11 protein-coding genes and 2 tRNA genes are annotated in these 12,175 nt (G+C 62.6%); 6 read left to right on the top strand and 7 right to left on the bottom strand.

The features are described from left to right. Positions 1–30 precede the first annotated feature (30 nt). Positions 31–107 (top strand) — tRNA-Pro (locus AC3IR3_RS07280). 91 nt (positions 108–198) lie between these two features. On the opposite strand, the gene AC3IR3_RS07275 is transcribed toward AC3IR3_RS07280, so the two are convergent. Then, positions 199–1,575 carry an MFS transporter gene (locus tag AC3IR3_RS07275; protein WP_489196265.1) on the bottom strand — a complete coding sequence of 459 codons (1,377 nt, stop codon included), beginning with the start codon at positions 1,573–1,575 and terminating at the stop codon, positions 199–201. 102 nt (positions 1,576–1,677) lie between these two features. On the opposite strand from AC3IR3_RS07275, the gene soxR reads away from it, so the two are divergent. After that, on the top strand, positions 1,678–2,115 hold the full coding sequence (gene soxR, locus AC3IR3_RS07270) for a redox-sensitive transcriptional activator SoxR (protein ID WP_489196264.1): 438 nt from the start codon (positions 1,678–1,680) through the stop codon (positions 2,113–2,115). A gap of 79 nt (positions 2,116–2,194) precedes the next feature. Here the strand turns inward: soxR and AC3IR3_RS07265 are convergent. The 6 genes from AC3IR3_RS07265 to AC3IR3_RS07240 form a co-directional block, all read right to left on the bottom strand. Then, a tRNA-Ser gene (locus AC3IR3_RS07265) sits at positions 2,195–2,287 on the bottom strand. 66 nt (positions 2,288–2,353) lie between these two features. Then, on the bottom strand, positions 2,354–2,560 hold the full coding sequence (gene csrA, locus AC3IR3_RS07260; protein ID WP_132141319.1) for a carbon storage regulator CsrA: 207 nt from the start codon (positions 2,558–2,560) through the stop codon (positions 2,354–2,356). A gap of 284 nt (positions 2,561–2,844) precedes the next feature. After that, on the bottom strand, positions 2,845–5,478 hold the full coding sequence (gene alaS / locus AC3IR3_RS07255) for an alanine--tRNA ligase (protein ID WP_489196263.1): 2,634 nt from the start codon (positions 5,476–5,478) through the stop codon (positions 2,845–2,847). Between the two features lie 77 nt (positions 5,479–5,555). Continuing rightward, positions 5,556–6,074 (bottom strand): regulatory protein RecX, encoded by a 519-nt coding sequence (locus tag AC3IR3_RS07250; protein ID WP_489196262.1) that lies wholly within the window; start codon positions 6,072–6,074, stop codon positions 5,556–5,558. A 58-nt stretch (positions 6,075–6,132) separates the two neighbouring features. Then, positions 6,133–7,170, bottom strand: coding sequence for a recombinase RecA (gene recA / locus AC3IR3_RS07245; RefSeq protein WP_132141316.1), 1,038 nt, complete (start codon positions 7,168–7,170; stop codon positions 6,133–6,135). 109 nt (positions 7,171–7,279) lie between these two features. Further along, complete coding sequence (locus AC3IR3_RS07240; RefSeq protein ID WP_132141315.1) at positions 7,280–7,789, bottom strand: CinA family protein; 510 nt, start codon at positions 7,787–7,789, stop codon at positions 7,280–7,282. An 880-nt stretch (positions 7,790–8,669) separates the two neighbouring features. On the opposite strand from AC3IR3_RS07240, the gene AC3IR3_RS07235 reads away from it, so the two are divergent. From AC3IR3_RS07235 to AC3IR3_RS07220, 4 genes are read left to right on the top strand one after another with little or no spacing between them, the layout of a single operon-like run. Beyond that, positions 8,670–9,134, top strand: coding sequence for a hypothetical protein (locus AC3IR3_RS07235; protein ID WP_489196261.1), 465 nt, complete (start codon positions 8,670–8,672; stop codon positions 9,132–9,134). A gap of 46 nt (positions 9,135–9,180) precedes the next feature. Beyond that, positions 9,181–10,143, top strand: coding sequence for a VirB8 family type IV secretion system protein (locus AC3IR3_RS07230; RefSeq protein WP_489196260.1), 963 nt, complete (start codon positions 9,181–9,183; stop codon positions 10,141–10,143). Further along, positions 10,143–10,910: a TrbG/VirB9 family P-type conjugative transfer protein gene (locus tag AC3IR3_RS07225; RefSeq protein ID WP_489196259.1), complete on the top strand. Its 768-nt coding sequence runs from the start codon at positions 10,143–10,145 to the stop codon at positions 10,908–10,910. The genes AC3IR3_RS07230 and AC3IR3_RS07225 overlap by 1 nt, the downstream gene beginning before the upstream one ends. After that, a complete protein-coding gene (locus AC3IR3_RS07220; RefSeq protein WP_489196258.1) occupies positions 10,907–12,163 on the top strand; it encodes a TrbI/VirB10 family protein in 1,257 nt (418 codons plus the stop codon). The genes AC3IR3_RS07225 and AC3IR3_RS07220 overlap by 4 nt, the downstream gene beginning before the upstream one ends. The last annotated feature ends 12 nt before the right edge of the window (positions 12,164–12,175 follow it).

The raw sequence follows: 12,175 nt of genomic DNA, 5'->3' as shown, positions 1-12,175 counted from the left end.
GCGGGGTCACTAACATACGCGGCTCGCCGTCGGGGTGTAGCTCAGCCTGGTAGAGCGCTACGTTCGGGACGTAGAAGTCGCAGGTTCGAATCCTGTCTCCCCGACCAACGAATGCTTCAATTCGTTACGAAAACGCCGGCCTTGAGCCGGCGTTCTTGTTTGTGCGCTACCTGAAAACGCCACGCCGCCCGATCGATCTCACGGTGCGTGCGTACGCCGCGCTACCACGTTACCCAGCAGCGCCAGTGCGCCGGCCAGCATGAAGTTCGACAGGAAGGCCACCGTCGGCGACCACGCGAGGAAGGCGGCAAACAGCGAACCGCCGACGGCCAGCGTCGTGGCGACGGTCAGGGATTCGCAAAGCTGCAGCGCGGAACTGTTCACGCCCTGCTCTTCCGGCGGCGACAGCGACAGCATCAGGACCGAAAGGCTGGCATATAGCAGCCCCATACCGAGCCCCGTCAAACCCCAGCCGGCGACCGAAACGAAGACGGGAACCGACGGCCATGCCGCCGTCGCCGTCGTGGCAATGCCGATGGCGAGCGCCGCGGTACCTAGGTTCAACAGGCTCTGGCGCGACATCGTCGCGTAATGCCCCTGGTACCACGACCCGGAGAACCAGCCCAGCGCACCGGCACTCAGCGCCATGCCCGACCAGAGCGGCGACAGACCATGCTCACGGGAGAGCAGCAACGGCAGGAATGCCTCGCAGCCAAAGAACGCCGACGCGGCCAGCCCGCGCAGCACGATGACACTGGGCAGCCCGCGCGCGGCGCGCAGCGTGCCGGCGGGAAGCATCCCCTTCGCACAGAAACCGAGCAGCGCCACAGCCGGCACGAGGATGGCCGCCGCCACCAGTCCATGCTGCTGTCCGGCTACGAAGACAAGGCAAACCCCCACTGCCGCGCCGAACGCCAGCAGAACGGGGCGAAGGGACGATTGGCGCGCCGCCTGTACCGCCGGCATGGCCCGCATGGCGGGGCGCAGGATGGCGGCGGCCGGCACGGCGAGTACCGGCACGGCGAGAAACACCCAGCGCCAGCCCACGTGCTCGACGATCAAACCGCTGAGAGCCGGCCCGATCATCGACGGCACCACCCAGCCCGCCGAGAAGGCGGCAAAAATGCGGGGGCGCAGCGATTCGGGGTAAAGCCGCCCGACGATGACGTACAACGCCACCGACATACCGCCAGCCCCAAGACCCTGCACGAGGCGGCCGAGAAGAAGTGTCGACATGTTCTGCGCCAGCCCCGCCAGCAGCAGACCGGCGACGAAGCAGGAAAGCCCGCTCCATAGCGGAAGCGAAGGACCATGCGTGTCCGCCCAGCGCCCGGCCAGCGTCATACCGATGACGCTCGTCGCCAGCGTGCCGCCGAAAGCCAGCGCGTACAGCTTCAGGCCGTCCAGCTCGCGCGCCACGGTCGGCATCGCGGTGGTGACGGCCAATGCCTCGAACGCAATCAGCGAGATCAACGCGACCATGCCCAGCGTGGCGGCGCGATAGCGCGGCGAAAGCACGGAATCGGTCGGCGCGGCGTCCTGCAACGGGGAAAGTATGGAATCTGAAGTACTCACGTTCATGCATTGTCCCTTGGAATCGGTGACGGCGCCACGGCGGGTTGCAGCGATGCGTCGAGGCATGCAGCATGCAACCTCAACCAAACTTCAGGTCAAGCCATGCAGGAATTGAGCGTGGGCGAAGCGGCAAGTCGCAGCGGTGTCGCGATATCGGCACTGCATTTCTACGAAAAGAAAGGATTGATCCGCAGCCTGCGCACCGCCGGCAATCAACGGCGGTATGCGCGCGACGTACTGCGCCGGCTGGCGGTTATCCGCGTCGCACAGCGCGTCGGCATTCCGTTGGAAGCCGTAAAACGCGCTTTCGCGACACTGCCGGACGAACGCACTCCGACGCGCGCCGAATGGGCGCGCATGTCCGCCGTGTGGCGCGAGGAACTGGACCTTCGCATCGAACAGCTGAACCTGCTGCGCCATCAACTGACCGAATGCATCGGCTGCGGGTGCCTGTCGCTGCAACGCTGCCGACTGGCGAATCCGGGCGACGTACTCGCAACGGAAGGCGACGGGCCGCGCCGCTGGCTGTCCCACCCATAAAATCCACGTCGAAAATTCGCGGCTGGAAACGTGCTTCGCGCACAAACGAAAACGCCCCATAAGGGGCGTCTTCGTAAACTGGCGGAGAGAGAGGGATTCGAACCCTCGATAAGGCTTTTGACCCTATACTCCCTTAGCAGGGGAGCCCCTTCGGCCTCTCGGGCATCTCTCCGTATTTTTTCGCAATCAACCGCGATGAGCCGGCAAGGATACTTGCACAGGCTCCGATCGTAAAGCCTTATTGATCTTCGTGGTGGTCGCCCGGCGGCTCGGACGGATCGTTCTCGTTCTTGATGCGCTGGTAGATTTCTTCGCGATGCACGGCAACGTTCTTAGGCGCGTTGATACCGATGCGCACCTGATTACCCTTGACGCCCAGCACCGTGACGGTCACCTCGTCGCCGATCATCAGGGTTTCACCGACCCGGCGGGTCAGAATCAGCATGATTGATACTCCATAAATCAGGTATTGGCTTCCCACCCAACGGACGTCACCCCGAGTGCGGACGTTGGTGGATCGACATCTCGTCCATCGAAGGCCGAGTGCCTTCCCCGGCTCATTTTTGAACTACTTACCAGCGACCTGCCGATCTAATCGATCTTAAGGAAACGTCCGACATTCGGCTGATACTAGCCGAGCGAAAGCAGGTGGCGCAACGCGTCAGTACGCAAAAGGAAAGGTTCCTGGCACGACCGACGAGCGCTACGCCTTGCTATCGCCCGATTCGGTTACGAAAGACGCGCCTTCACCCAGTCGGGGATCGAGGCGAGGATCGAGGCCAGGACCGGGGTATCGTTGCCGCCACCCTGGGCCATGTCCGGACGACCGCCGCCCTTGCCGTCGATCTGCGCGGCGACGTGGGCGACCAGGTCGCCCGCCTTAACGCGACCGAGGACCGATCCGTTGACACCGGCCACGAGCGACACGCGCCCCTCGGCGGCACCGGCCAGGATCACGACGCAATCGCCCAGCTGCTGCTTGAGGACGTCCACGCTGTCGCGCAGCGACTTCGCATCCATACCTTCCAGGCGCGCGGCGACCACGCGGATGCCGCCGACATCGGCCGCACCCGCGGCAAGATCGGCCGATGCGGAACTGGCGGCCCGGGCCTTGAACGACTCCAGTTCGCGCTCCAGCTTTTTCTGACGATCGAAAACCTGGCGCAGCTTCTCGACCGCATCGTCGCCAGACGACGAGAGCAGCCCCGACAGCTCGCCAAGACGACGTTCTTCGTCCGCGACATAGTCCATGGCGCCCGTGCCCGTGACCGCCTCGATACGGCGCACACCGGCCGCTACGCCCGACTCGCCGACGATCTTGAACAGGCCGATGTCGCCCGTGCGCGAAACATGCGTGCCGCCACATAGCTCCGTGGAAAAATCGCCCATGCGAAGCACACGCACTTCGGCGCCGTACTTTTCGCCAAAGAGTGCGATAGCACCGAAGTCGATCGCCTCGTCGTAGCCCATGTTATGCACTTCGGCAGCGGCGTTGCGACGGACTTCGTCGTTCACCATGCGCTCGACCTGACGCAGTTCTTCGTGCGTTACCGCCTTGAAGTGCGAGAAGTCGAAACGCAGGCGCTCGGGAGCGACCAGCGAACCCTTCTGCGAGACATGCTCGCCCAGCAGTTTGCGCAGCGCGGCGTGCAGCAGATGCGTCGCGGAATGGTTGAGCACGGTTGCCTGACGCTGCAACGCATCGACGGACGCGGCGATCCGGTCGCCCTTGCGCAACGGAGCCGAACCCTGCCAGCGGCCGAAATGGCCGAAGAACACGCCACCCAGCTTGTGCGTATCTTCCACCGCAAAGCCGCCATTCGTATTGCGCAGCAGGCCGGTGTCGCCCACCTGGCCGCCGGACTCGGCGTAGAACGGCGTACGGTCCAGCAGGACGATGGCGTCCTCGCCATCGGCCAGCGTATCGATCTGCTTGCCGGCGCGCACAATCGCGACGACTTCGGCATCCGCCAGATCCAGTGCGTCATAACCGGTGAACGTGGTCGGCGCAAGGGCACTGGCGACTTCGGCGGGCAACTGCCCCTTCGTCTCGAAATGGCTCGCGGCGCGCGCACGGGCGCGCTGCTCGCCCATGGCGCGTTCGAAGCCTTCCATATCGACCGTCATGCCGCGTTCGCGGGCGATGTCGGCGGTGAGATCGACCGGGAAGCCATACGTGTCGTACAGGCGGAAAGCGTCAGCGCCCGGAATGATCTGCCCGGCCTTGGCGGCCACGTCGTCGAACACGCGCATGCCGTTTTCCAACGTCTCGCCAAAGCGCTCTTCCTCGGCCTTCAGCGCCTGCTCGACGAAGCCCTGCTTCTTCGCCAGATCGGGATAGGCATCGCCCATTTCCTCGACCAGCGGAGCGACCATTTTCCAGAAGAAATCGCCGCGCACGCCAAGCATCCAGCCATGGCGAAGCGCGCGACGGATGATGCGGCGGAGTACATAGCCGCGACCTTCGTTGGACGGCAACACGCCATCGACGATCAGGAACGAGCAAGCACGCACATGGTCGGCGATGACACGCAGCGACTTATTCGCGATATCCGCCATGCCCGTGAGCTTCGAGGCTTCCGCAATCAGATGCGCGAACAGGTCGATTTCGTAATTGGAATGGACGTGCTGAAGCACGGCCGCAAGACGCTCCAGACCCATGCCCGTGTCGACACACGGCGCCGGCAGCGGCGTCAGCGTGCCGTCCGGAGCGCGGTCGAACTGCATGAACACGAGGTTCCAGATTTCTATGTAGCGGTCGCCGTCCTCGTCGGGCGAACCCGGAGGACCACCCGCGACATCCGCGCCATGGTCGTAGAAAATCTCGGTACAGGGACCGCAGGGACCGGTATCGGCCATCTGCCAGAAATTGTCCGACGCAAAGGGCGCACCCTTGTTGTCGCCGATGCGCACGATGCGATCGGCGCTCACGCCGACTTCCTTGTTCCAGATGTCGTAGGCCTCGTCGTCGGTGTGATACACCGTGACCCACAGACGCTCGGCCGGGAGCTTGTAAACCTCGGTGAGCAACTGCCAGGCATAACGGATGGCGTCGCGCTTGAAATAGTCGCCGAACGACCAGTTGCCCAGCATTTCGAAAAACGTGTGGTGACGCGCGGTGTAACCGACCGCGTCCAGATCGTTGTGCTTGCCGCCGGCACGCAGGCAGCGCTGCACGTCGGCCGCACGGACGTAGCCCGGCTTTTCGCTACCGAGGAATACGTTCTTGAACGGGACCATGCCCGAGTTCGTGAACAGCAGCGTCGGATCGTTCGAGGGCACCAACGATGCCGACGGCACGATGGTGTGGTCCTTGGAGCGGAAGTAATCGAGGAAGGTCGAACGGATTTCGGCGGTTTTCATGGGATCGTGGCGTCAAAGCTGCGAAAGTCAGCCACCCCTGGAACGACACCACAGCCCTTGACGAGGGCGCAAGGCCTTCAATCGTCGTCGGTATCGTCCACATCGGCGTGGGTAAGACCTCGTACTGTGGCGGCGGCGAAGCCTCGGCGCAAGAGGAATTGCGCCCTGCGGGCGCGCTCGGCCGGGTCGGCCGAAGGTCCGCCATAGCGACGGCGCAGTTGCGAGGAGGCCAGCTCGCGCCAGTCGACGTCCGCCGCTTCCAGCAGCTCCCGGATAGCGGCATCCGCGATGCCCTGGCTTTTCAGCTCGGCCCGAATGCGCGCCGGACCATAACCCTGCCCGATCCGGCTGCGAACCAGCACCTCGGCGAACCGGCTGTCGTCCTGATACCCCAGATCGCCCAGCCGCTCGACCGCCGCCGTGGATTCGTCGCGGGCAAAGCCACCGCGATTGAGTTTCTGGCGAAGCTCGCGCTGCGAGTGTTCGCGTCGTGCGAGAAGACCCAGGGCCTTGTCGAAAGCACTGCGAGGCGCCTTGGGCTTCTTATCGGCCTTCGGCGCCTCGCCTTCCTTGCCCGAATCGCTACGGCGCCTCATGCGCCGCCTCGTTGCGAGGCGGCCATGACGATGTCGCGTTCAGCGCCGCGCATGCGACTCAGACTTCTTCCAGTTCGTCCGCCTCGGTCTCGGCCGTCTTAGGGCCGGCCTTGACCAGCAGTCGCGCGCGCAGCTCGGCATCGACTTCGTTGGTGATATGCGGATTTTCGCGCAGGAACTGGCGGACGTTTTCCTTGCCCTGGCCGATGCGATCACCCTTGTAGCTATACCAGGCACCGGACTTGTCGATCAGGTTCTCGCGCACGCCAAGCTCGATGATCTCGCCCTCGCGGGAGGTGCCTTCGCCGTAGAGGATTTCGAACTCGGCCTGACGGAACGGCGGCGCCACCTTGTTCTTGACCACTTTGACGCGGGTTTCCGAGCCGATGACCTCGTCACCCCTCTTCACCGCGCCGATGCGGCGGATGTCCAGACGCACCGAGGCGTAGAACTTCAGCGCGTTACCGCCCGTGGTGGTTTCGGGGCTACCGAACATCACGCCGATCTTCATGCGGATCTGGTTGATGAAGATCACCAGACAGTTCGACTTCTTGATGTTGGCCGTGAGCTTGCGCAGGGCCTGGCTCATCAGGCGGGCGTGCAGGCCGACGTGGGAGTCGCCCATCTCGCCCTCGATTTCAGCCTTCGGCGTCAGCGCGGCCACCGAGTCGACCACCACGACGTCGACGGCACCCGAACGCACGAGCATGTCGGCGATTTCGAGCGCCTGCTCGCCGGTGTCCGGCTGGCTGACGAGGAGATCGGCCACATTGACGCCGAGCTTTTCGGCATAGGAAGGATCGAGCGCGTGCTCGGCGTCGACGAACGCGGCGGTGCCACCGGCGCGCTGGCACGAAGCGATGACCTGCAGGGTGAGCGTCGTTTTACCCGAGGACTCCGGACCGTAGATTTCGACCACGCGACCGCGCGGAAGACCACCGATGCCGAGAGCGATGTCGAGGCCCAGCGAGCCCGTGGAGACGGTATCAATCGTATCGTCGACGCGGTCGCCAAGACGCATGACGGCGCCCTTGCCGAACTGCTTTTCGATCTGGCCGAGAGCACTTGCGAGCGCCTTGCGCTTATTGTCGTCCATCGTGGTTCTTCCGATTTCGTAGTGTAGGTAGGTATCTTGCCCGGCCACCGTCTCAGGGACTGCGATCCGCCAGGCGATCAGTTTGCCACAGGCGTCAAGGCCACCCGGATCAGTCGCCGAGTTCCCTGCTCATTCCAGCCAGAGCCGCGGCCACAGTCTGTCGGCGCACCGCTTCGCGATCGCCGTCGAAGTGATAAAGGCGAGCGTGAGCATAGCCCCCGCGCCGCTTCCAGCCGATCCACACGGTACCCACGGGTTTGTCCGGCGTACCGCCGGATGGCCCGGCGATACCGGTGACGGCCACCGCGATACCGGCGCCGTAACGGGCCAGCGCGCCGGAAACCATTTCGAGCACCGTCTGCTCACTGACCGCACCCGTACTCTCCAGCGTGCGCGGGTTGACGCCCAGTAGCGCCTCTTTCGCGCTATAGCTATAGGTAACGACGCCCGCCTCGAACCATGCGGAACTACCGGCAAGGTCGGTAAGCGTCTTGGCGATCCAGCCGCCGGTACAGGATTCTGCCGTTGCCACCATCACGCGCTGCCGCTGCGCCGCGGCCGCAACCTCCGCCGCCAGGGCGACGAGTTCGGCATCGGTGGGAATGGATGCATGCTCCATGCGGGTCTCCGCGTTTCATTGAGGGGGAAAGGAACGGACGAAAGCGTCCCGTTCTACTCCCTCGCACCCGGTACGCCAAGACTTGACCGGATGACCCGAGAAGCTTTTGCCAGGTAACGCTCCTCGTGAAACAAGCCGCTGAAGGATGCTGTTACATATACATATGTATAGATGTTGTTTGCGACCGAAGTCATCGATCAGACAAGTCATAACCTTAATCTTTTAATAGAAGCCGCTTACATTATTCACGTACTTATTTCGTGACAATAATTCCTAGGAATTAACGTAATCGCTAACACACATCAATGAGACATTCGGGTTACATACTTCACATCTTTATTCTGTGACGCCTCTCACGAAATGATTCGTCTTGTGCACTAGGCAATTCGAAGTTGATACGTTATTTTTCAACCCGTAAGCCTACTCAAGAGTTAGGGCCTGCCCGACAGTCAACGCATTGGGCCAGGGGAATAGGGGATAAGGGCGATCCATTGAGATATCCGAAAGAACGGTGTCGACGACACCGGCTTTTAGTCCCGATGGCGTCTCCTTTATGACGTGTAGATCTCACGGGCAACGCGCTTGCCCGGACAGGAAGTCTGAATGGAATGGAAAGCTTGCACTTTGCGTGGCCGTGTCGGTCCACTGCATGCGCGGCGAGAAAGGGCGCTACAAACGGCAATATGCCGATTCCCTTGTGTTACGCCACCGCCAGATCGCTGCTCTTCGGAACAGCGGCGAATTTTCGTGCGCATTGACTAAACCGAATACAAAGGCACGCCCGTTTCGACGCGCCTGCCCGATAAATCCGGCTGCCAAAAATAACTGAGCTTATTCATTTTATTCATTGACTTACGGGCATAATGTGAAAAGATCCTTCATGAATCAGGCCCTGACGGGCACTGTGCTGTTGACGACGCTCGCATTGGCCGGCTGCGGTACGCCGCCGGCCAAGGATTACGGCGGCTCGTGGAAGCCGGTCAATCGCTTCCAGGACACACCGTCCGAAATTCCGTTGTCCGTGGCGTATTCGTTCTATGCGTCACCCATGGACGGCACCCTGAAAACCATGCTCACGCGCTGGGCCAGCGACTCGGGAATGACGTTGTCATATCGACTCCAGTCGGACTTCACGCTTTATAAGCGCGCGTCGGAAATTCATACAACAGATATCCAGGATGCAGCGACCGAACTGAGTTCGATTTATGCGACCCAGGGCGTTTCCGTCACGGCCGTCGGTCGCGAAATCCGCGTGGAACAGGCAAGTGCGATCGTACCCGTCGCGACCGCCGGTAAGCCGGCGTCCGACGACGTGAAAACCGCCGCCACCCCGGACACCAAATGAACAGTACAAGGAAAAGCGCTGTGACGATCGAGGCGGGCATTCGCTGATGCTCAAGAAGAAATCAACCCCGAATATCGACGGCGCGGTCAACAAATCGGTCAATTTCGAACTGACCGTTGCCGATCTTGCCAGACGCAGCGAACGCCGCGCGTGGATAGTCGCGTTTGGCGCGATCGTGATGTCGCTGATCCTTGCCGGTGGCTATTTCTATATGTTGCCGCTGAAGGAAAAAGTGCCGTATATCGTGATGGCCGATGCCTATAACGGTGTCAGCTCGGTAGCGCGCCTCACGGACGATGTCGTCAATCGCCGCATATCCGCCAGCGAAGCCATCAATCGCAGCAACATCACCCATTTTGTACTCGCGCGCGAGTCGTACGACGTGGCAATGATCAACCTGCGCGACTGGGCAACGGTGCTGACGATGGCCTCGCCCAACGTCGCCGCGGGTTACACCAGCCTGCATGCCCAGGCCAATCCGAACAGTCCCTACAAAACCTACGGCAGGGACAAGGCGATCCGCGTGAAGATACTGAGCATCGTGCTCATCGGCGGCGGCCAGGGCACGACGCCCAAGGGTGCGACGGTTCGCTTCCAGCGCACTGTGTACAACAAGCAGACGGGCCTCAGCACGCCGCTGGACAGCAAGATCGCGACGATGGAGTTCGCGTACAAACCGAATCTGAAAATGGACGATCAGTACCGCGTCGAGAATCCGCTCGGCTTCCAGGTGACCGATTATCGCGTCGACAGCGACTATGGCGAGTCGCCGCCGGAAGAAGTTCCCGCCGCCGCGGACCCGGCCGATGGCACCGCGCCATCCGCCGACGCTCCCGCAGCGAACCCCGTCGCGCCCGAAGCACCGCAGGCGATGGGTATCCCGCCGTCGCCGGTTCCGGCCGAAGGTTCCTACCCGGCGGTTGCCGTCCCGGCAAATACTGCCGCTCAGCCTCCTGCCGCAGCACCCGCTCCCGCTCCGAGAGGCACCGCCAATGGAGGGCGCCGTTGATGAACCGATCGAGCAAACTCACCCTGCTCTGCACCCTGTGCCTTGCCGCGACAGGCATGGTGCATAACGCCAGCGCGCAAGCCGTGCAGCCTTACGAATACCAGCCCGACCGCATCTACCAGGTGCGCGCAGGCCTGGGCATCACCACGCAGATCGAACTCAGTCCGAACGAGAAAATCCTCGACTACAGCACTGGCTTCAGCAGCGGCTGGGACCTCACGCGACGCGACAACGTGTTCTACGTGAAGCCCAAGAACGTCGACGTCGATACGAACATGATGATTCGCACGGCGACCCACTCCTACATCTTCGAACTGAAGGTGGTCGCCACCGACTGGAAGACACTGGAGCAGGCGCGGCGTGCGGGCGTGCAATACAAGATTGCCTTCACCTATCCCGCCGACACCAGCTTCGTCAGCGAATCCAAGAAAGTGTCGCAGGTGCCGGAGCTCAACACCGCGCTGGTCAAAGGCCGCGACTACAACTTCAATTACGACTACGCCATGCGCCGCAAGACCGCGCCATGGCTCGTGCCGGTCAATGTGTACGACGACGGGCAGTTCACCTATATCAAGATGAGTGACCTCAAGCAGTTCCCGACCGGGAACTTCCCGACGGTGTACATGCGCGAGCGCGAGCATGGAGAGGATTCGGTGGTGAATACGACCGTCGAGGGCAACACGATCGTTGTCCACGGCACGTATCCCTATCTGGTCATTCGGCACGACAGCAACGTCGTGGGTCTGCGAAGGAATACAAAAAAGTGAGCCCGAATACGCCTCATCATCCGGACGACGACGCCGTAAACGGCCAGATACCGCCGAACGAAGGTCATGCCGATCACCACGATCCGCTAGCCGGCAATCCCTATTCCGCTCAGCAGCGTCAGACCGCCGCGCCAGACCTCGACGCGGGAGCGCCGCAACTGGCGTCTTCGAACGATCTGCGTCGCATGAACCGGCGGGCGCTCGGCTTCCTGGCCGGCATCGTCGTGCTGCTCCTTCTGGCCGCCTTCTGGATGCTGAGAGGTACCGGCGCACGAACAGAAGCGCCGCAGAAACCGCGCGAGGAGACGGTGACGATTCCGGACGCTCCCACCGCCCTCCCGCCGCCGACCCGTCAGGTGCCGCAGCTGCCGCAGGCCATTCCGCTTGCACCTCCCCCGCCGCTGCCCACCGCGGCACAGACACGACAATATGTGCCGCAGGAACAACGCGGACCGTCGCTGGTCGAGCGCCGCATGATGACTGGCGAGGCCGCGGCGCAGGCCGTCGGTGGCGGCCAGTACGCCACCACGGGCGCACCGCAGGGCTATGGGCAGATGCTCGCAGGTATGCCGGGCATGCCCGGGATGCCTGGTGGCGGCGTGCCGCCCAATAGCGCGTATTCGCAAAAACCACTGGCCGAGGTATCCAGCGCCGAACCGCTCACGCATCCGGACACTCTGATGTTGCGCGGCACCTTCATCCGCTGCGTGCTGAAAACCCGCATCATCACCGACATCCCGGGTTTCACCTCGTGCATCGTCACCGAACCCGTGTACTCGTTCACCGGCAAGCGGCTACTGCTGCCCAAGGGCTCGGAAATACTGGGCAAGTACGAATCGGAGCCGAACGGCCCCCGCGTCGCGGTGATCTGGGATCGCATCGTGACGCCCACCGGCATCGACGTGAACATGTCCAGTCCCGGCGTGGACACGCTCGGCGGTGCCGGTCATCCGGGCTACTACAACGCGCACTGGGGTAGCCGTATCGGTGCCGCCCTGCTGATCAGCATGCTCAGCGATGCCTTCAAGTACGAGGCGGCCGAACACGGCCCGAAGAGCACAACCATCAGCAACGGCGTGGTCACGCAAACCCCGTTCGAAAGCAACACCGCCCAGACCATGCAGATGCTTGCAAACCAGGCCGTGCAACGCGCCGCGAACCGGCCGGCAACGGTAACGATCAACCAGGGCACCGTGCTGGCTGTCTACGTCGCTAAAGACGTGGACTTCAGCGCCGTGGTCGCGCGTTACTGATGCGGACGCCAT

This window comes from Luteibacter sp. GL_149 (assembly GCF_057834065.1).
The sequence above is the reverse complement of the archived record's forward strand: the minus strand, read 5'-3'. Positions and strand labels throughout refer to the sequence as shown.